At 36.9% G+C, this 18,793-nt stretch carries 22 protein-coding genes and 1 riboswitch; of the genes, 18 read left to right on the top strand and 4 right to left on the bottom strand.

The features are described from left to right. Position 1 precedes the first annotated feature (1 nt). The 3 genes from spoVAEA to lysA all read left to right on the top strand — a co-directional run bounded on the left by spoVAEA (position 2) and on the right by lysA (position 3,537). The gene (gene spoVAEA, locus NST91_RS09835) at positions 2 to 592 is read left to right on the top strand and encodes a stage V sporulation protein SpoVABEA (protein ID WP_341330985.1); all 591 of its coding nucleotides are present in this window, start codon (positions 2 to 4) and stop codon (positions 590 to 592) included. A gap of 7 nt (positions 593 to 599) precedes the next feature. Then, positions 600 to 2,042, top strand: coding sequence for a spore germination protein (locus NST91_RS09840; protein WP_440272529.1), 1,443 nt, complete (start codon positions 600 to 602; stop codon positions 2,040 to 2,042). Between the two features lie 175 nt (positions 2,043 to 2,217). Continuing rightward, positions 2,218 to 3,537 (top strand): diaminopimelate decarboxylase, encoded by a 1,320-nt coding sequence (gene lysA, locus NST91_RS09845; protein ID WP_341330986.1) that lies wholly within the window; start codon positions 2,218 to 2,220, stop codon positions 3,535 to 3,537. Positions 3,538 to 3,586: 49 nt separating this feature from the next. Here the strand turns inward: lysA and NST91_RS09850 are convergent, their stop codons facing one another. Beyond that, positions 3,587 to 4,456, bottom strand: coding sequence for a DUF1002 domain-containing protein (locus NST91_RS09850; protein ID WP_341330987.1), 870 nt, complete (start codon positions 4,454 to 4,456; stop codon positions 3,587 to 3,589). Positions 4,457 to 4,648: 192 nt separating this feature from the next. Here NST91_RS09850 and NST91_RS09855 point away from each other — a divergent pair, with 192 nt between their 5' ends. The 6 genes from NST91_RS09855 (at position 4,649) to NST91_RS09880 (ending at position 9,775) form a co-directional block, all read left to right on the top strand. After that, complete coding sequence (locus NST91_RS09855) at positions 4,649 to 5,083, top strand: peptidylprolyl isomerase (protein ID WP_341330988.1); 435 nt, start codon at positions 4,649 to 4,651, stop codon at positions 5,081 to 5,083. Between the two features lie 289 nt (positions 5,084 to 5,372). Beyond that, a riboswitch (FMN riboswitch) is annotated at positions 5,373 to 5,572 on the top strand. A gap of 185 nt (positions 5,573 to 5,757) precedes the next feature. Beyond that, the gene (gene ribD / locus NST91_RS09860) at positions 5,758 to 6,849 is read left to right on the top strand and encodes a bifunctional diaminohydroxyphosphoribosylaminopyrimidine deaminase/5-amino-6-(5-phosphoribosylamino)uracil reductase RibD (RefSeq protein ID WP_341330989.1); all 1,092 of its coding nucleotides are present in this window, start codon (positions 5,758 to 5,760) and stop codon (positions 6,847 to 6,849) included. Positions 6,850 to 6,857: 8 nt separating this feature from the next. Next, a complete protein-coding gene (gene ribE, locus NST91_RS09865; protein WP_341330990.1) occupies positions 6,858 to 7,514 on the top strand; it encodes a riboflavin synthase in 657 nt (218 codons plus the stop codon). A 17-nt stretch (positions 7,515 to 7,531) separates the two neighbouring features. Continuing rightward, on the top strand, positions 7,532 to 8,701 hold the full coding sequence (locus NST91_RS09870) for a bifunctional 3,4-dihydroxy-2-butanone-4-phosphate synthase/GTP cyclohydrolase II (protein WP_341330991.1): 1,170 nt from the start codon (positions 7,532 to 7,534) through the stop codon (positions 8,699 to 8,701). 39 nt (positions 8,702 to 8,740) lie between these two features. Beyond that, positions 8,741 to 9,208 carry a 6,7-dimethyl-8-ribityllumazine synthase gene (ribH, locus tag NST91_RS09875; RefSeq protein ID WP_099351750.1) on the top strand — a complete coding sequence of 156 codons (468 nt, stop codon included), beginning with the start codon at positions 8,741 to 8,743 and terminating at the stop codon, positions 9,206 to 9,208. 189 nt (positions 9,209 to 9,397) lie between these two features. After that, complete coding sequence (locus NST91_RS09880) at positions 9,398 to 9,775, top strand: GNAT family N-acetyltransferase (RefSeq protein ID WP_099351749.1); 378 nt, start codon at positions 9,398 to 9,400, stop codon at positions 9,773 to 9,775. 11 nt (positions 9,776 to 9,786) lie between these two features. Here NST91_RS09880 and NST91_RS09885 read toward each other — a convergent pair whose 3' ends face one another. Both NST91_RS09885 and NST91_RS09890 read right to left on the bottom strand, forming a co-directional pair. Further along, complete coding sequence (locus NST91_RS09885) at positions 9,787 to 10,317, bottom strand: DUF309 domain-containing protein (RefSeq protein ID WP_341333523.1); 531 nt, start codon at positions 10,315 to 10,317, stop codon at positions 9,787 to 9,789. 124 nt (positions 10,318 to 10,441) lie between these two features. Beyond that, a complete protein-coding gene (locus NST91_RS09890) occupies positions 10,442 to 10,531 on the bottom strand; it encodes a YjcZ family sporulation protein (protein WP_077618657.1) in 90 nt (29 codons plus the stop codon). A gap of 400 nt (positions 10,532 to 10,931) precedes the next feature. Between NST91_RS09890 and NST91_RS09895 the strand changes: the two genes are divergently transcribed. The 3 genes from NST91_RS09895 to NST91_RS09905 all read left to right on the top strand — a co-directional run bounded on the left by NST91_RS09895 (position 10,932) and on the right by NST91_RS09905 (position 12,775). Then, positions 10,932 to 11,696 (top strand): segregation/condensation protein A, encoded by a 765-nt coding sequence (locus NST91_RS09895; RefSeq protein ID WP_099362702.1) that lies wholly within the window; start codon positions 10,932 to 10,934, stop codon positions 11,694 to 11,696. Next, positions 11,696 to 12,286 (top strand): SMC-Scp complex subunit ScpB, encoded by a 591-nt coding sequence (gene scpB / locus NST91_RS09900; protein WP_341330992.1) that lies wholly within the window; start codon positions 11,696 to 11,698, stop codon positions 12,284 to 12,286. The genes NST91_RS09895 and scpB overlap by 1 nt, the downstream gene beginning before the upstream one ends. A gap of 75 nt (positions 12,287 to 12,361) precedes the next feature. Beyond that, the gene (locus NST91_RS09905) at positions 12,362 to 12,775 is read left to right on the top strand and encodes a hypothetical protein (protein ID WP_341330993.1); all 414 of its coding nucleotides are present in this window, start codon (positions 12,362 to 12,364) and stop codon (positions 12,773 to 12,775) included. A gap of 44 nt (positions 12,776 to 12,819) precedes the next feature. Here the strand turns inward: NST91_RS09905 and NST91_RS09910 are convergent, their stop codons facing one another. Next, positions 12,820 to 13,632 carry a DUF2935 domain-containing protein gene (locus tag NST91_RS09910; RefSeq protein WP_341330994.1) on the bottom strand — a complete coding sequence of 271 codons (813 nt, stop codon included), beginning with the start codon at positions 13,630 to 13,632 and terminating at the stop codon, positions 12,820 to 12,822. 204 nt (positions 13,633 to 13,836) lie between these two features. On the opposite strand from NST91_RS09910, the gene NST91_RS09915 reads away from it, so the two are divergent. From NST91_RS09915 to resA, 6 genes are all read left to right on the top strand, one after another. Then, entirely contained in the window at positions 13,837 to 14,709 is an 873-nt protein-coding gene (locus NST91_RS09915) for a superoxide dismutase (RefSeq protein WP_341330995.1), read from the top strand. 163 nt (positions 14,710 to 14,872) lie between these two features. Further along, on the top strand, positions 14,873 to 16,015 hold the full coding sequence (locus tag NST91_RS09920; RefSeq protein WP_341330996.1) for a D-alanyl-D-alanine carboxypeptidase family protein: 1,143 nt from the start codon (positions 14,873 to 14,875) through the stop codon (positions 16,013 to 16,015). A gap of 1 nt (position 16,016) precedes the next feature. Next, positions 16,017 to 16,616: a nucleoside recognition domain-containing protein gene (locus NST91_RS09925; protein WP_341330997.1), complete on the top strand. Its 600-nt coding sequence runs from the start codon at positions 16,017 to 16,019 to the stop codon at positions 16,614 to 16,616. Continuing rightward, the gene (locus NST91_RS09930) at positions 16,613 to 17,146 is read left to right on the top strand and encodes a spore maturation protein (RefSeq protein WP_341330998.1); all 534 of its coding nucleotides are present in this window, start codon (positions 16,613 to 16,615) and stop codon (positions 17,144 to 17,146) included. The genes NST91_RS09925 and NST91_RS09930 overlap by 4 nt, the downstream gene beginning before the upstream one ends. Positions 17,147 to 17,270: 124 nt before the next feature. Next, positions 17,271 to 18,005: a 23S rRNA pseudouridine(2605) synthase RluB gene (gene rluB / locus NST91_RS09935; RefSeq protein ID WP_341330999.1), complete on the top strand. Its 735-nt coding sequence runs from the start codon at positions 17,271 to 17,273 to the stop codon at positions 18,003 to 18,005. Positions 18,006 to 18,254: 249 nt separating this feature from the next. Beyond that, on the top strand, positions 18,255 to 18,785 hold the full coding sequence (gene resA / locus NST91_RS09940; protein WP_341331000.1) for a thiol-disulfide oxidoreductase ResA: 531 nt from the start codon (positions 18,255 to 18,257) through the stop codon (positions 18,783 to 18,785). Positions 18,786 to 18,793: the final 8 nt, after the last annotated feature.

The raw sequence follows: 18,793 nt of genomic DNA on the forward strand, positions 1-18,793 counted from the left end.
TATGGACGAAACTAGAAGAAGAGTCATTCTAGTAACAGATGGCGATGAATATGCACAAAAAACATTAGAATATATTGCAAAAGAGGTGGGAGGACGGTGTATTTCTAATTCACAAGGAAATCCAACCACCTTAACAGGAAATGAAATGGTGGAATACATCCTTCAATCCCCCCATGACCCTGTTTTTGTGATGTTTGATGATAGTGGGTATTTGGGTGAAGGTGCTGGCGAGCATGCATTAAAGTTTGTCGCAACGCATCCGAAAATTGAAGTATTAGGCATTATTGCAGTAGCATCGAAAACGCATCAAACAGAATGGGCAAAGGTTGATATATGTATTGACCGGGACGGTAATCTAACGGAATACGGTGTAGACAAGAGCGGGTTAACTGAATTTGACATTGGTCGAATAAACGGAGATACCGTATATTGTCTAGACGAACTGGATGTTCCAATAATTGTGGGTATTGGAGATATTGGAAAAATGGCACGTAAGGATGATATTAAAATTGGTGCCCCAATTACAAGAAAGGCAGTGGATCTAATACTCGAAAGGAGTGGTTACGATCGGAAAGGAAACAACGACAACTAAAACTCCAATCTCTCCTGATATAGTAAAAAATGATCATTTTTTTAAAACACATATAGGCATGGGTACGGGAAGCTTTGATATCGGAGTTAGAAAAATAAAAATTTTAAAGAAAGATGTTCATCTTTATTATTTAAATGGACTTTGCGACACTCAATTTATCGTTCAACTCTTAAAGGAACTAGTTAATGTTAATGATAAAGAAACGAACGTAAATCAAGCTTTCAACGTAATTGAAAACCGGCTTGTACATCAACAGGTAAGTACAATTAAGAACTTAGACGAGGGAGTAGATCAATTACTTTCAGGGCTCATTCTTATTTTAGTCGAAGGGGAAGACTCTGGATTAGCCGTAGATGTAAGAAGTTACCCAGGAAGAACACCGCAGGAGCCCGATACTGAAAAAGTAATTCGAGGTTCACGTGATGGCTATGTAGAAAACATTATTGTCAATTGTGCATTAACGAGAAGAAGGATAAGAGATGAGAGACTTCGCCATGAGATTATGCAAGTTGGAGAAAGATCGAAAACGGATATATGCATCTCTTATATTAAAGATGTAGCGAACCCAGACTTAGTGGACATTATTCGAAAAGAACTAAAAAGCATTAACGTCGATGGATTAACAATGGCAGATAAGACGATTGAAGAATTTATCGTTAATCAAGGTTTTAATCCCTATCCATTAGTTCGATATACGGAACGTCCAGATGTAGCAGCAACTCACTTACTTGAAGGACATGTTGTGATTATGGTTGATACATCTCCAAGTGTCATTATTACTCCAACTACAATGTTTCATCATGTGCAGCATGCGGAGGAATATCGCCAAGCTCCCGCCGTTGGTACATTGTTGAGATGGACAAGATTTATTGGAATTTTAGCATCAATCTTTCTTTTGCCGCTTTGGTTTTTATTAGTATTAGAACCTGACATGATTCCAAAAGCAATTGATTATATTGGTCCAAATGAGAAATCGAATATACCGATCGTAGTTCAAATATTTCTCGCTGATATGGGAATTGAATTCTTAAGGATGGCGGCCATACATACGCCAACCCCATTATCTACCGCAATGGGATTAATTGCAGCTGCTTTAATTGGTCAAATTGCAATTGATGTTGGCTTGTTTGTTCCAGAGGTTATTCTATATGTCGCGATTGCTGCGATTGGAACATTTGCAACACCAAGCTATGAATTAAGTGCTGCGAATAAGATAGCAAGATTGTTCTTATTAATACTCGTAGCCATATTTAAAACACCAGGTTTTGTCATAGGTTGTACACTCTATTTCTTGTTCTTAGCGAATATTCGTTCTCTTAACACACCATATTTATGGCCATTTTTACCATTTAATGCAAAAGCTTTATTACAAATCTTCATTCGAACATCAGTTCCTGGGGCAAAACTAAGACCGAGTATTGTACATCCTCAAAAACCTTTCAAACAATAGTTGCACCATATTATACGTTGTGTTAATCTAATTTTCATATAGCACAGCGTTAAAGAAGGGATAGACAGCTGATGACTATATCAGCTGTCTTTTCTTCTTTAATGATGGTGTGGCACGAAAGTGTGCTTAACGAAAAAGGCTCTGATGAGTACTTTACAGAAACGAGGGGAATTAGATGTATCTACATGGAACAAGCAAGGTAAATGAAAAAAACCACTTAGAAATTGGTGGCGTTGACACAGTAGAATTAGCAAAACAATACGGAACACCTTTATATGTGTATGACGTAGCACTTATCAGAGAGCGAGCAAGAGGTTTCTTTGAAACATTCAACCGATTAGGTATTCCTGCACAGGTTGCGTATGCGAGTAAAGCCTTTTCAACAATTGCGATGTTTCAGCTAGCTGAAGAAGAAGGGCTTTCCCTAGATGTCGTTTCTGGCGGAGAATTATTTACTGCGTTACAAGCAGGATTCCCAGTAGAACGAATCCACTTCCATGGAAATAATAAAAGCTATGAAGAACTAGATATGGCGATAAAAAATAAGATTGGCTGTATTGTTGTTGACAACTTTTATGAACTTTCATTATTAGAGCAAGTTTGTATTGAAAATAAAACAACGGTAAAGATTTTATTACGTGTAACACCTGGAGTTGAAGCACACACTCATGATTATATTACAACTGGTCAGGATGATTCGAAATTTGGATTTGGACTAGAAAATGGACAGGCAGACAAGGCCGTAGAGCTTGCTTTTCAGTCAGAATCTTTAAATTTATTAGGTATTCATTCTCATATTGGTTCACAAATCTTCGAGACAACAGGGTTTTTGGTTGCTGCAGGCAAGATGTTTGGTAAACTCAAGGAATGGAAAGATCGCTTCGGTTTTACACCTAAAGTATTAAATTTAGGCGGCGGTTTTGGAATTCGCTACACCGAAGAAGATAAACCACTACCACCATCAGAGTACGTAGAAGCAATCATTGGGGAAGTAAAGAAACATGCAGATGACCTTTCCATCGATATACCAGAAATTTGGATTGAGCCTGGCAGATCGATTGTAGGGGACGCGGGGACAACCATCTATTCTGTAGGCTCACGAAAAGAAGTTCCAAATATTCGACAATACCTTGCTGTTGACGGAGGCATGACGGATAATATTAGACCTGCATTATATCAGGCGAAATATGAGGCTGTCTTAGCTAATCGTGTACAGGATCCAGTAGAGGAAACTGTATCGATTGCCGGAAAATGCTGTGAATCCGGGGATATGCTAATTTGGGATTTACCATTACCAAAAGCAAGTTCAGATGATATGTTAGCGGTGTTCTGTACAGGGGCATACGGATACGCAATGGCTAATAATTATAACCGTATTCCAAGACCTGCAGTTGTGTTTGTTGAGAATGGAGAAGCACAGTTAGTAGTTCAACGTGAAAGCTATGAGGATCTTGTAAGATTAGACGTTCCATTAAAATCAAAAGTAGTTGAATAAACAGTAAATAAAAAACCCACTATTTTCGTGGGTTTTTATTTATTGCCAATTATTTAAACAAACCTTTAATAGCGTCTATGAGATTGACAAAGAATTCTTTTAGTTTATCTAGAAAACTTTGCCCTTCCTCAGACTCAAGAAAATTTGTTAGCTTTTCTTTAGCTAGATTTAGTTGTTCTCCAACTTGATTCCAGTCAATATTGAGTTCTAATAACTTATTGAACAACTCCATTAATCTTGTTATGTCAGCATCAGTTAGTGTGATTCCTAAGTCATTGGCTGCATTAACGATAATAGTCCTGAGTTCCTCATCGTTTTTGGGAGCATTTTTTGCAATCTCATCTTTTATTTTTGCCATTAATGCCGCAGCATCTTCCGCTCCAATTTTTTCACTTAATTTTGTTGTTTCTACCATTTCTTCGTTTGCAATCTGCTTCACTTCTTCTGGAATAGCTTTATCAGAGGAAACTTCATATGCTTTAATAATTCCAGTTAGTGCAGCGGTTCCAGAAACATTACCTGGACCGGTTACAAAGATTTTTGCATCTTTAACTCCAGCTGTAATTAATGCATTTGCATACATTTCCTCTGTAATTAAGGTGATATGCTCCGTTATCGTTACATCTAATCCAGATCCTTTTTCTCCAATGGTAATAGAAGCAGAGGATAAGGCCTTGTTGCCAATTCTAGCCTTTGGAATGTATTGACCAAGGTATTGGTGTTCTTCTTCATTTGTAACAACCACAATTTGTGGGTTCTCAGGTGCGTTCATTTCGTTTAAAATTGTTTCTTTTTGAGTTTCTGTTAAGTCTTGACCAAGTGTAATAATCACATCTCCAGGTACAGCGTCAGCGAAGCTAAGTGATGGAAAAATGAGTGAAAATACAAGTAAAAATGAGAGTATACGTTTATTTTTCAAACTAGTTCCTCCTTTATTTGTAGAAAAACAAGGTATCCATCGTACTTATTATACATTATTCTCAATTATAAATATCTTATTGACTCGTATTTAGGAAATCTCCCCTCTTTCGTATTGGATTATTAGAACCATTTATAGTAAAATGAACTCGTTCAATACATATGGACGAAAGAAAATGAGCGGAGGTTTCAAATGAAAAAAGCAAGCATTGAATTCGAAAATGGAGAAAAAATTGTAATTGAGTTATATCCAAATGAAGCACCTGGAACAGTAGCAAACTTTGAAAAACTTGCGAACGAAGGTTTCTACAATGGCCTTACATTCCATCGTGTAATTCCAGGCTTTGTTGCACAAGGTGGTTGCCCACGCGGAAACGGAACTGGTGGACCAGGTTATTCTATAAAGTGTGAAACTGAAGGAAATCCACATAAACATGTGGCTGGAGCGTTATCAATGGCGCATGCTGGAAAAGATACTGGTGGAAGCCAATTTTTCATCGTACATGAGCCACAACCTCATTTAGATGGAGTACATACAGTATTTGGTCAGGTGATTGAAGGCTTAGAGTCTGTTTATCGCATTAAACAAGGCGATATTATGAAAGAAGTTAAAGTTTGGGAAGAATAAAAAAGTAGATTTTTGACACAACAAGTGAAACTTGTTGTGTCTTTTTCTTTTATTGTCCTATAATATTGCTTGAGGTGAAACTACATGGGAAAAGGAAAATGGACAGTTTTTTTTGTTCTATTATTATTATCTTTGGCTTGGGGAGTCATTTATTGGTTGTTTATTGTCTAATTTTGGTTAAATATTATGAATAAGTGATAATTTTGAATGCAGAAGCGTATAATTCGACAAAATAATAATACTTTATGTTATACTGTTTTAAATCGCTAAAAATTATTATTAATTAAATATTTTCCTTCGGGGTTAGGTGAAATTCCTTACCGACGGTAATGAACAATTTGTTCTAAGCCCGTGACCCATTTTAATGCCGCATTTTATGTTGGTTGGCCCTTTCGCCATAAGAAACAAGGTTTTGGTTTCTTATTTAAAATGGTGGACTTGGTGAGAATCCAAGGCCGACAGTTAAAGTCTGGATGGGAGAAGGATGTTAGGTACGTACAGGTATGTGAAAAAATTTGCTCATTATACCCTTATTTGTGTTGGGCAAAAGTACATATTGTGTTACTTGATTACATCTATCAGACCCCGGATTGTATTCCGAGGTCTTTTTTATTTTGGTAACTAAGATAGAAACTCCCGAATAAGTAAAAGATAAAAGAAAGGAGCGTAGTAAAATGAGAGATCAGGATTATATGAATTTAGCGATAAATGTAGCAAAAGCGGGGGTCGGACAAACCACTCCAAACCCTGTTGTGGGTGCAATTATTGTAAATGAAGGACGAGTTGTAGGAATCGGAGCACATCTGAAAGCGGGAGAACCTCATGCAGAGGTACATGCTATTAGGATGGCAGGAGAAAAGGCTCAAAATGCAACTGCTTATGTCACATTGGAGCCATGCAGTCACCATGGGAAAACCCCACCTTGTGCAGATTTGTTAATAACAAGTAAGGTAAAAAGAGTTGTAGTTGCAACCACAGACCCTAATCCACTCGTCGCTGGAAAAGGCATTGCCAAACTAAAAGCAGCAGGAATTGAAGTAGAGGTTGGGGTTTGTAAGGAACAAGCTGATGCATTAAACTCAGTCTTTTTTCACTATTTAGAAAAAAAGCGACCATATATAACACTAAAGTCTGCTACCACTCTTGATGGAAAAATAGCGACCGTTACTGGTGAGAGCAAGTGGATAACAGGTGACGCTGCAAGACAAGACGTTCATTTATATCGTAGTATACATGATGCCATTCTTGTTGGTGTTAACACGGTACTTATGGACAACCCAAGCTTAACAACTAGACTTCCAAATGGTACGGGGAAAAATCCTATTCGTGTTATTTTGGATTCAAAATTACGAACTCCACTGGATTCACAAATTGTAAATGACGGCAAAGCAGAGACATGGATTATTGTTTCCAACCAAGTAAACCAGGAGAAAATAAACGAGTTTTCTGGAAAAAAAGGTGTTCGAATTATTCAATTACAAGAGGCTAATTTAGCTATCAGCACCATGTTAACAAGGTTAGGTGAAGAAGGGATCACCTCAATTTTTGTGGAAGGTGGAGCTGAAGTGAATGGCAGCTTTTTAAAGGAAAAAGCGATTAACCAGGTTATCGTTTATTTAGCACCAAAACTATTTGGTGGCAAGCAAGCACCAACGGCAATTGGTGGCTCTGGAATTGAATCGATTGATGATTCATTACAATTAACAATTACATCGGTCGAACAGCTTGGAGAAGATGTAAAAATCATAGCCGAACCGGTATTGTAGGTGAAAGAATGTTTACAGGAATTGTAGAAGAAATCGGGAAAATTAAGGCGATAAATGGATCACAGGATTCGGTTGAAATGGTTATTAAAGCTAGAAAAATACTTGATGATGTGAATCTTGGAGATAGTATTTCCGTTAATGGGGTTTGTCTAACGGTGACCGAATTTACATCAGATGGATTCACGGTTGATGTGATGCCTGAGACGGTTAAATCAACCTCGTTACGTGATTTGCAACGCAATGATGATGTCAACCTCGAAAGAGCAATGTCTGCAAATGGGCGTTTTGGAGGACATATCGTTTCAGGACATGTGGATGGTATCGGAAAAATTGTTCGAAAAGAGCCCAAAGGGAATGCGGTGTATTATGAAATCGAAATTCCTGAAGAACTTATCGAGTTCATGATTTATAAAGGATCAGTAACCGTTGATGGAACGAGTTTGACGATCTTTGGGCTAACGAAAAATACATTTACTCTCTCGCTCATACCTCATACTCTAACAGAAACAATTTTGCGAAAAAAAGGAGTAGGAGACATTGTAAACATTGAGTGTGACATGCTTGGCAAATATGTCAGTCAATTTATGCAAAGGTCCTTTGCGAAAGGAAACTCAACTAAAACAAAGATTACAGCAAGCTTTTTAGAAGAACATGGCTTTAAATAACAAAAGGGGGGAATTCAATGTTTGATCCAATCGAAGAAGCACTTGCAGAACTAAAACAAGGAAAAGTAATTATTGTATGTGATGATGAAGATCGTGAAAATGAAGGAGATTTTATCGCGATTGCTGATAAAGCAACCCCAGAGGTTATTAATTTTATGATCACACATGGACGTGGACTCGTATGTACTCCCATTACAGAGACTTTAGCGAAAAAACTAAATCTTGAGCCAATGGTGGCGCACAATACGGATCCACATGGAACTGCATTTACAGTGAGTATCGACCATAAAACAACTACAACTGGTATTAGTGCAATCGAACGTTCAACAACAATAATGGAGTTACTTAATCCGGAGTCTAAAGCGTCCGACTTCAAAAGACCAGGTCATGTCTTTCCTTTGATTGCTAAGGAAGGTGGAGTACTTCGAAGAGCCGGTCATACCGAAGCGGCTGTTGACTTAGCCGCGCTTTCAGGTGCAGAGCCTGCGGGAGTGATTTGTGAAATTGTCAAAGAAGACGGAACAATGGCTAGAGTTTCTGATTTACGTAAGATCGCAGATGAATTTAACTTAAAAATGATTACGATTGAAGACTTAATTCGATATCGAAATCGTAAAGAAAAATTGGTTAAAAGAGAAGTTGAAGTAACCATTCCAACAGAATATGGAGACTTTAAAGCGATTGGATACACCAGTCTTATTGATAATAAGGAACATATTGCACTTGTAAAAGGTGAGATTAGTGAAACAGAACCGATATTAGTTAGAGTACATTCGGAATGCATAGCTGGGGATGTATTCGGCTCAAAGCAATGCGAATGTGGACCACAGCTTCATGCAGCATTGCGCCAAATCGAGCAAGTGGGTTCCGGAATCCTCCTTTATATGCGTCAAGAGGGTAGAGGACCTGGTTTAATTAATAAAATGCGTGCTTATAAACTCCAAGAAGAAGGACATGACTCTGCTGAAATTTCTAAAAAACTAGGGGGATTACCGGAATTAAGGGATTATGGGATTGGTGCACAAATCCTTAGAGATCTAGGCATTAAGAAAATGAAACTCTTAACGAATAACCCAAGAAAAATTGCTGGCCTTGAGGGATATAATTTAGAGATTGTTGACCGTATTCCCATTCAAATAGATGAAACAAAAGGTACGGAAAATTTAGGGCATATACTTCATTTTTAATAAAATAGAACAAATAACTTATAACATAGGAGGATCATGATGAATAAAATTTATGAAGGACATTTAGTTGGTACAGGTTTACGAGTAGGGATAGTAGTTGCACGTTTTAATGAATTTATTACAGCGAAGCTACTAAGCGGATCACTTGATGCACTGAAAAGACATGGAGTTGCAGATGAAGATGTTGAAATAGCATGGGTTCCAGGAGCGTTTGAACTTCCGTTAATCGCAAAAAAGATGGCTGAATCGAACAAATATGATGCAGTTATTGCGTTAGGTACTGTAATTAGAGGTTCAACTTCTCACTATGATTATGTTTGTAACGAAGTAGCAAAAGGATTGGCTGCAACTGCATTATCCACTGGAAAACCTGTTATGTTTGGTGTTTTAACAACAGATACAATTGAACAAGCAATCGAGAGAGCAGGAACAAAAGCAGGAAATAAAGGATGGGATTCTGCGGTAACTGCAATTGAAATGGCGAATTTATCCCGTTCTTTTGAATAATATATAAGTTTTTGTATAGAATTACAAGATATTGGTAATAATTTAAATTTAAGGGTATTCCAAAAAGACTATGGAAAAAAAGAATAGAAAATGGTACTCTTAATTAATGTGATAAGGTTAGTCTAAAAGTAGTAGACAGTTTGAAAAAATATACTACTCGGAAAGTTTTTTCGATAATGAGGGATTTATATGTTAATTCGTTATAAAAAGAATTATGAGAAAATCGCAATGGGGCTTCTTTCATTTATGCCGACTGAAAAGGACTTAAAGAACCTGCAAGCAACGATGAAGCAATATGATGAAGATGACACTCAGCAGTTATTCTTGTGGAAAGAAGAAGATATTGTAGGAATTATCGGAACAACAATCCATGACGGGAATCTTGTAGAAATTCAACATATCTGTGTCAATCCATCCCATCGATACCAAGGCATTGGGAAAAAGATGGTGAAGGCACTTAAAGAGCATTTTCCAGAACGTGAGTTACGACCAAATGAACATACCGCAGCCTTTTTTGAGAAATGTGATTTCTCGGAGAATGAAAAATGCGAAGAAGGACAGTCCTAAGACTGTCCTTCTTATTTTTCGTTCCTTAATTTTTGCTTTTTGATGAATTGTTTTTGTCTCTCAGCAATTACTTCACTTCTATCACGTAATCTATGTTTATGGATCAATTCTATATTTGATAAGTCACTCTTGGTCCCCCAAGGTATCCCAATTTGTAAAGCTTGGGAACCACAAGTTTCTATAAGGACTTGATCATTAAGTGGTAAGTTAATACTTTCATAGGGTGCGCCGATTTCAACTTCATGATATTTCTTTTGTAATATTTCAATCAACTTATCAACTTGTATGCCTAACTGAGATAAGGCAGTTTTTTGGGCTTTACATATCGTTAATGCACTTTTCATCATTCGTAAAGCACCTGCATGATTTCCACGCCGTTGATGATAAAGGGAAACTGCAATTTGAATTAAACCGACCCAATATTGCTTTCTTTCTGCAACAGGGTCTTTTTTCCAATGATCCTCTAATATTTCATGACATTCAAAATAGTCCCGGTCACAATGGAAGTGAATTAGATATTCAATATAAGCTTGAGGGTACAAGTGGCTTAACACACTCCTTTATCAATATGTATATGTAGTTTATCATATTTTCACATCCATAACATGGACTAAATAAGGTGCTCAGCAAAATGCCGAACACCTTATTGTCAAATTTTAGTTTTTCTTAGAACCAAGCTGCACCAACAATAATTAAAAGAATAAATAATACTACGATTAAGGCAAATCCGCCTCCGAAGTTATATCCGTCACCCATGTAAAATACCTCCTTAATTTTCTTGGTTACACAGTTATAGTATGGTTTTTACTTCTTCATGTGTGGGCGATTGTCCATATTAACACTATTTTTTTTGAAAAAATTTGGAACAAATATCCACAAACCTGATATGGCTTGAATGCAAATTATGTTCTATACTAATTATTGTGTTAAAATTAACTTGAATCAGCAGAGGTTCCTGCTGGTTAATGATAAAGCCTCAGGCGGAGACATGTGAGTTTCAATGGAAGCTTTATGGCCAGAAAGTTCAAAGAAAAAGAATGCCACTTCATGTGGTTACGTCTTTTTGACACACTTCCTGTAGGCCAAAATTCTGGGTGCAAATACACTTAGGCGTAATAATTAAATTGAAATTGTGATGAAGGGTTTTTTTGGTGAGATGAGCGAGGAATTACATTACAGCGTAAAAATAGACTCCTTTGAAGGTCCGTTAGACCTTCTTTTACATTTAATCAATCGATTAGAAATTGATATTTATGATATACCAGTAGCGGAAATTACTGAACAATACTTAATTTATATACATGCTATGAAAGTATTACAATTAGATATAGCAAGCGAATATCTTGTCATGGCTGCTACGCTTTTAGCAATTAAAAGTAAAATGCTGCTTCCAAAGCAGGAAGAAGAGCTTATTGACGAAAATTCAGAATTTGAATTTGAAGAAGACCCACGTGAAGATTTAATGAATCGCTTGATTGAATACCGCAAATATAAAAATGCTGCTGATGACTTAAAACATTTAGAAGAAGAACGGTCTCAGTTATTTACAAAACCTCCAAGTGACTTAAGTGAGTTTACGAAGGATGTTACAATCGATCATTCATTAGATGTCAATATCTATGACATGCTAGGAGCCTTTCAAAAGCTAATGCGACGTAAAAAACTGCAGAGACCATTAGCGACAAGAATCACAAGGCAAGAAATACCCATCGAGAAAAGGATGGAAGAGATTATTCATGAATTAAAAGGGTATCGTGGAAAAAAGAAATTCACAGAGCTTTTTCCATACCATGATAAAAATCATATGGTTGTCACATTCCTTGCGCTTCTTGAATTAATGAAAAAGAATGCTGTGTTAATTGAACAACAGAACAATTTTTCAGAGATTTATATATCGAGTATGGAAAGGGATTTTATGTAATGAAATTAATAGATTGGAAAGCCGTTATCGAAGGGCTTCTTTTTGCTGCCGGTGATGAGGGTTTGACATTAAAACAAATGGCACTTGTTTTAGAGATTAATGAGAGTACGGCTCTAGATATCATCAATGAATTAATAAATGATTATCAGCAAGCTGGCAGAGGTATTAATCTAGTTGAAGTAGCTGGAACCTACCAACTCACAACAAAAAAGGAACATGCCGTGTATCTAAAAAAACTAGTAGAATCACCTTCATCCTCTTCATTATCACAGGCTGCCTTAGAAACACTAGCAATTATTGCTTATCGTCAGCCGATTACACGTGCAGAAGTCGAAGAAATCCGTGGAGTGAAGACGGAAAGACCGATTCAAACCTTAATGGCAAAGGCATTGATTAAGGAAGTTGGACGTGTTGAAGGAACAGGGAGGGCTATTTTGTATGGCACAACGAAGGAGTTTTTAGAGTATTTTGGATTAAAAACTTTAAAAGAACTACCTCCACTTCCTGAAAAAGTAGATGAGGAATATGTTCAAGAGGAAGCAGACCTGTTTTTTGAAAGATTTCAAGAAACAATAGAAGATTCAAATTAATTCACCTTAAATAAGTTAACTATGGTAATATGAAGATATATCTAAGTGGAAAATGCTGGCTGATGAGGTGAAATTGTGATAATTAAAAAATGTAGTGGATTTGAGCTTGAGAAAACGTTAAAAAATACTTTTGAAGACTTCTTTAATCAATCTGAAGTCACATTCGTTGAAGATGGAGAAGAAAAAACTTTACAAGTCCTATATTTACGTTATTTTGATGAACAATTTACATCATTTACTCCTTTTGCTGAAGACCCAGTTTTTACAATTGATTCGAATGAAGTTTATTTCAAGGATCTCGTAGCATTAGTTTGTTTACTTAAAAACCCAGGGTACCGTCACCGTAAACGGGTATACCTCAATGAACAAAAACAATTTGAAGAACATTTTAAAGAGATACAATTTGAGAGATTGAAAGAAATTTTTACACATCTCCATCATAAAAACAGCTATGAAGTAAAATCACCACTGGAATTTTTACAACCATAAAAACAGACCCCAATTGCTAGTCTTTCGAGCAATTGGGGTTTTCTTTATTCTTGAACGCGCGGCTTTGTGGGATCACAATTTGGTTGATCGATTTCCTTTGCGGATTGGGCTAATTTAATTAAGTAATAACATTCTTCTCTTGCCATATGGTCTGCCATTAGTGGGGTAAGGACGCCTAGGATTTCTTTATTTAATTGCATCTCCTCTAACTCTTCAAGAAACCCTTTGAAAATTTTCATCTCTAATTCTACATCATTGTTAAAACGGGAAAGGGCAGGAAATTCATACTGATTGGTACGTAAGAATCCAACCATTTCTACTGCTTTCAAGTAAAAATCCTCCCATTCCTTAACAAATTTCTCGCTTTTTTTGAGTAATTCTTTTTCAACTCGGTCAACATTTGAAGATATTCCACCCGCGTGACCTGCAGCATCTAATAGCCAAATGAGGTGGTGATGAAGCGCATGAGTTGGTGGTACATTTTTTCCTTCTACTAGGAAGCTGGATACCCGAAGCCATTCATCTAATTCGTTGACCATATGATTGATAAAAGAAGGAGTAAGGCTAATTTTTACATTTCCAACCAATTGTTCTTTGATAATATCTAACTTTAAAATGCGAAGCTGTTCTCCTGCAATTCTACCTTCTTTAATAATAGCAATTAGTTGAACTGTAGAGAGAGGCTGACGTGCAGCATTTAACAAATAGTCAAATTTGTTTTTAAATTGTTTGGTTTGGGAAATTTTCGCTTCTTCACTAGGTGCTAATGAATCGTGTAAAAATCGACTGTGGTCACCTAAAATTTGCATCCAAAATTGGGTTTCAAATATAGCTTGCTCTTGAAAAGAATGGTTCAATTCGTTATACCTCCTAATAATGTATATCCATGTAATTAAATGAAAGTCATTTTTATTGATTAGGCGTTTGTCTTGATTTCTATATGTATCTGTATGTAGAAACGATAAAAGTGGTGAATCATAAACAGACATTTTCTCCCTTAAAGTCACGAAATTGGGTTACACGCATACGATAGTGACGATTAAACCCTAGGGAGGATTAAGATGAGCACCCCTGAAAAGTATGTAGAAGAAGTGAAACAATGGTTTTTGAAGCTGAAAGGTCAATTCGATAATGAACGGAATGAAGACCTGCAATCTTGTTTATCAAATTTTTCATCTTTCTTAGATTCAATAGAAGAGAATTTAACACCTACTAGTTTGCTTGAGTTGCAGGAGCAAGTGGAGAAACTTTATAATGCTGGATTAAGATTTACCGACCAGTCAAAAGATGAGCTTGGAGAGGTAAGAAGGGTAGGTATTGGTCAACATACATTACCACCTCTCCCATATGACTATGATGCGCTCGAGCCATATATTTCAAAAGAGATCATGAGACTGCATCATGATAAACACCATAAAAGCTATGTTGATGGTTTAAATAAGGCGGAGAAAATGATGGAAAAAGCACGCGACACAGGTGATTACGATTTATTAAAACATTGGGAAAGAGAAGCTGCTTTTAATGGTTCTGGTCACTATTTGCATACGATATTTTGGGAAGTGATGAAGCCAAAAGGTGGAGGAATGCCAGGGCGAGAATTGCTTCGGCAGATTAATAGGGATTTTGGGAGTTTTGAGGTGTTTAAGAGACATTTCAGTGAAGCTGCGAATAAGGTCGAAGGAGTCGGTTGGGCGATTCTAGTATGGTCGCCAAGGGCAGGACGCTTAGAAATCCTTCAAGCAGAACGTCATCAGTTCATGACACAATGGGATACGATTCCTTTACTCGTATTAGACGTTTGGGAGCACGCTTATTATCTACAATATAAAAACGTTCGTGCAGATTATGTGAAAAATTGGTGGAATATCGTCAACTGGAATCAAGTTGAACATCGGTTTAAGGAAGCTTCAAAACTTCAATGGAAACAGTATTAGTTACTTATTTGCTAAGCTGACCCTGTGCTGGTCAGTTTTTTTGTGTCTATTTTACTATCTAACTCCAGGTGCCCTCCGTTTTTCTAGTTTTACATATTTTATTCATATAGTTGGACATGTTCTGCATACACTTTTACAAAACAGCAAAAGGGACGGGGATCGAATGACATTAATTCGCAGAAGAATTTTTATACTTACCATCACTGTTATGGTTCTCTTAGGCTTAGTTCCTCAAAAAACGAGCGCGCTTTCTGTTAGTGCAAAAGGTGCGATCTTAATAGAGCAAGAGTCTGGTAGAATATTGTTTGAAAAAAATGCTCATCAACGTATGAGAATCGCAAGTATTACAAAAATCATGACAGCTATTTTAGCCATTGAATCAGGGAAACTTGACGAGATGGTAAAGGTGAGTAATAAAGCTGTACGAACAGAAGGCTCCTCATTATATTTAAAGCCAAACGAACAAATAAAGCTTGAGGATCTAGTTTATGGATTGATGTTACGATCTGGAAATGACTCTGCAGTTGCTATCGCCGAGCATGTGGGTGGTAGCTTGGAAGGCTTTGTTTTTATGATGAACCAAAAAGCTGCTGAAATTGGTATGCAAAATACAGAGTTTGCAAATCCTCATGGCTTGGATGACCACGAGAATCACTATTCATCTGCTTATGATATGGCCATATTAACAAGATATGCGATGATGAACGAAAAATATCGGGAGATTGCCGGTACAAAGGTACACCGTGCACCTAATCCTACTGAGAAATGGGATCGTGTTTGGAGAAATAAAAACAAGTTACTTACGAAGCTTTACCCGTATAGCACAGGTGGAAAAACAGGCTATACCAAGCGTGCAAAACGGACCTTGGTATCAACTGCAACAAAGGATGGTATTGATTTAATAGCGGTAACGATTAATGCATCTGATGACTGGAATGATCACATGAATATGTTTAACAGAGCTTTTGAAACGTATGATTTAGTGAAGCTCATCAAAGAAGGCGATGTTCAAACAGATAATCGTTTTTATAAAGGGAAAGTATTTGTGGATCATGACTTTATGTACCCTCTTAGTGAGGAAGAGAGAAAAAATGTTAAACTCGATATTTCATTGTTAGAACCTGAAAAAGAGTGGCGTAAACCAGAAACAGTTCCTGATATTGTAGGGACTATTACGGTGAACCTTGGTGATGAGACAATTGAAGAGATGCCTATCTATTTTGATAACGGCAATGTGAAAAGGTCCAAGGAAACATTCTGGGAAACACTGAAAAGTATTTTTCTAGTAATTTTAGGGGTTAGATGACATGGTTAATATCATTTGGGTTGCGATGACAATTATCGGTATTATCTTTGCGATTGTGAATGGAACAATTAGTGAGGTAAACGAAGCAATCTTTAAGGGAGCATCCGAAGCAGTTACTATTTGCATCGGTCTAATTAGTGTCCTGGTTTTTTGGTTAGGACTTATGAGAATTGCACAAGAGGCAGGGTTATTAGAAAAACTTTCAAAATTATTCCGCCCTCTCGTTAGTCGAATATTCCCAGAGGTTCCTGTCCAACATCCAGCAATGGGGTATATGCTTTCAAATATGATTGCTAATATGTTTGGACTCGGCAATGCCGCAACACCCATGGGAATTAAAGCGATGGAGCAGTTGAAGGAGCTAAATGGCGGAAAAACGTCAGCAAGCCGCTCAATGATAACTTTTCTAGCAATTAATACAGCGAGTGTAACCCTCATACCTACAACAGTTATTGCAATTAGAATGACCTATAATTCTGAAAATCCAACTGAAATAGTAGGGCCTACTCTTGTTGTAACTATTATTTCTGCTATAGGTGCCATATTGATTGATCGTTATTTTTATTACCGAAGAGTGAAGAAGGGTGGCGTTGAAAAATGAATATGATAAACACCTTGTCACTCTGGCTTATACCTGGCATAATTGGATTCATACTATTGTACGGAACTGCAAAAAGAATCCCTACCTATGAAACTTTTGTAGAGGGTGGTAAGGAAGGAATAAAAATTGCCTTTTCTATTATCCCGTATTTAGTTGGAATGTTAGTTGCAATTTCGATATTTAGAGCTTCAGGCGCAATGGACTTTTTCATTAATTTAATTCGCCCTGCACTAGAATTCGTTGGCTTCCCAGCAGAAATTGCTCCACTAGCTTTAATAAGGACAATGTCTGGTACAGCTGCTTTAGGTATGACAACGGATCTTATTGCTACATATGGTCCGGATTCTTTTATTGGTAGACTTGCATCAATTATGCAAGGAAGTACGGATACTACCCTTTATGTATTAACAGTCTATTTCGGAGCAGTTGGAATTAAAAAAATGGGAGATGCGCTGAAAGTTGGTCTACTAGCTGATTTATTAGGAATAATTGTAAGTATCATAGCAGTTACTTTAATATTTGGTTCTTAAAAAACACGTAAAAATAGCGTGTTTTTCTTTTTTTTAGGAAACTTCTGGGTTGGGCATACTAGAGAATGTTTTTATCTTGTGAAAACACAAAGAAACAAGTAAGATGTTTAAGGGGTGAGCATAGATGGAACGTTTACAGAAAGTAATAGCACATGCAGGTGTAGCATCAAGAAGAAAAGCTGAGGAACTTATTGCTGCCGGACATGTTAAGGTGAATGGTAAGGTTGTAAAGGAGCTAGGGATTAAAGTAGGCTCAAACGATAAAATTGAGGTAAGCGGCATTCCACTTGAAAGAGAAGAGCCTGTTTATTTTTTATTTTATAAACCGCGTTCTGTGATATCTAGTGTAAGTGATGATAAGGGTAGAAAAGTTGTAACGGACTTTTTCCCAGAGACAAAAGAACGTATTTATCCAGTTGGAAGACTCGATTATGATACGTCCGGATTGCTTTTACTAACGAATGACGGTGAGTTTGCAAATCTTTTAATGCATCCTAAGTATGAGATTGAGAAGGTTTATGTGGCGAAACTTAAGGGTATTCCAGCAAAAGAAAAGCTTCGTCAATTAGAAAGAGGAATAAAGCTAGAAGATGGTAAGACGGCTCCTGCTAGAGTGAAGCTTATTTCAATGGATAAGCGTAAACAAACTTCAATTGTCGAAATTAGCATTCATGAAGGAAGAAACAGACAGGTTAAAAGAATGTTTGAGGCGATTGGACATCAAGTAATGAAGCTTAAGAGAGAAAAGTTTGGCTTCCTTACACTAAACGGCTTAACTACTGGTGAGTTCAGAGAACTGCTTCCACATGAAGTTAAACAATTAAGAGCTTTAGCAAGTACGAAAAATAATCGTTTGTAGGGAATGGATTTGTTCAGGTCAAAGAAGCTTTACTCGCCTATTTTATAAGACAAAGCATGACTAAATTACATGAATTTTTTTGGAAAATTAGCTTTCTCTTAAATCTCATGAAATTTAGCGCAACGTTGATTGGCGATAATGGTTCTCAATTGTCACATAACCTTCAAAATGTATGCAATGTTGCTATATTAATAAGTGCTATAATGGCAAAGGAAGTACACATCAAAACAAACATAAAGGGAGATTTCAATGGACAAGAAAAGGCGACGATTAGTTATGCGGACCGTCATATTATTACTTCTCGGCGCTGCACTCGTTTATACATTGTATATCAATTTCTTTACTAGTAAGGAAAAAGTTGCAGTAGGGGATAAGGCACCAGATTTTGTCGTAACAGATTTGAACGGGAAAGAACACCATTTGTCGGAGTATAGAGGGGAAAAAGGTGTGTTCTTAAACTTCTGGGGTACTTGGTGTGAACCGTGTCAACGTGAATTCCCATATATTGATACACATTATCAGGAATATAAGAATCAAGGTATTGAAGTCATCGCAATCAATGTTGGTGAGCCGAAGTTTAGTGTTAATAATTTTATTGAAAAGTATGACTTATCATTTCCTGTTGTAATCGATAAAGGAAACCAGTTGTTAAATGCCTATGGAATTGACCCCTTGCCAACAACTTTATTAATTGATAAAGATGGAGAAGTTGTGAAAATAATCACGGGCGAGATGACAAATAAGATGGTACGAGATTATATGGAGCAAATTAAGCCATAGGGAGTTAT

The organism is Ferdinandcohnia sp. FSL W7-1320 (assembly GCF_038050315.1).
GTDB classification, from domain to species: Bacteria; Bacillota; Bacilli; order Bacillales; family Bacillaceae_L; genus Ferdinandcohnia; species Ferdinandcohnia aciditolerans.

What these genes read in the sequence shown, in the direction of transcription:
- NST91_RS09930 (WP_341330998.1), top strand. Translation starts at nt 16,613, where the DNA reads ATGAATATGATAAACACCTTGTCACTCTGGCTTATACCTGGCATAATT.
- ribH (WP_099351750.1), top strand. Translation starts at nt 8,741, where the DNA reads ATGAATAAAATTTATGAAGGACATTTAGTTGGTACAGGTTTACGAGTA.
- NST91_RS09855 (WP_341330988.1), top strand. Translation starts at nt 4,649, where the DNA reads ATGAAAAAAGCAAGCATTGAATTCGAAAATGGAGAAAAAATTGTAATT.
- spoVAEA (WP_341330985.1), top strand. Translation starts at nt 2, where the DNA reads ATGGACGAAACTAGAAGAAGAGTCATTCTAGTAACAGATGGCGATGAA.
- resA (WP_341331000.1), top strand. Translation starts at nt 18,255, where the DNA reads ATGGACAAGAAAAGGCGACGATTAGTTATGCGGACCGTCATATTATTA.
- ribD (WP_341330989.1), top strand. Translation starts at nt 5,758, where the DNA reads ATGAGAGATCAGGATTATATGAATTTAGCGATAAATGTAGCAAAAGCG.
- lysA (WP_341330986.1), top strand. Translation starts at nt 2,218, where the DNA reads ATGTATCTACATGGAACAAGCAAGGTAAATGAAAAAAACCACTTAGAA.
- NST91_RS09915 (WP_341330995.1), top strand. Translation starts at nt 13,837, where the DNA reads ATGAGCACCCCTGAAAAGTATGTAGAAGAAGTGAAACAATGGTTTTTG.
- NST91_RS09925 (WP_341330997.1), top strand. Translation starts at nt 16,017, where the DNA reads ATGGTTAATATCATTTGGGTTGCGATGACAATTATCGGTATTATCTTT.
- NST91_RS09920 (WP_341330996.1), top strand. Translation starts at nt 14,873, where the DNA reads ATGACATTAATTCGCAGAAGAATTTTTATACTTACCATCACTGTTATG.
- NST91_RS09895 (WP_099362702.1), top strand. Translation starts at nt 10,932, where the DNA reads ATGAGCGAGGAATTACATTACAGCGTAAAAATAGACTCCTTTGAAGGT.
- NST91_RS09890 (WP_077618657.1), bottom strand. Translation starts at nt 10,531, where the DNA reads ATGGGTGACGGATATAACTTCGGAGGCGGATTTGCCTTAATCGTAGTA.
- rluB (WP_341330999.1), top strand. Translation starts at nt 17,271, where the DNA reads ATGGAACGTTTACAGAAAGTAATAGCACATGCAGGTGTAGCATCAAGA.
- ribE (WP_341330990.1), top strand. Translation starts at nt 6,858, where the DNA reads ATGTTTACAGGAATTGTAGAAGAAATCGGGAAAATTAAGGCGATAAAT.
- scpB (WP_341330992.1), top strand. Translation starts at nt 11,696, where the DNA reads ATGAAATTAATAGATTGGAAAGCCGTTATCGAAGGGCTTCTTTTTGCT.
- NST91_RS09870 (WP_341330991.1), top strand. Translation starts at nt 7,532, where the DNA reads ATGTTTGATCCAATCGAAGAAGCACTTGCAGAACTAAAACAAGGAAAA.
- NST91_RS09880 (WP_099351749.1), top strand. Translation starts at nt 9,398, where the DNA reads ATGTTAATTCGTTATAAAAAGAATTATGAGAAAATCGCAATGGGGCTT.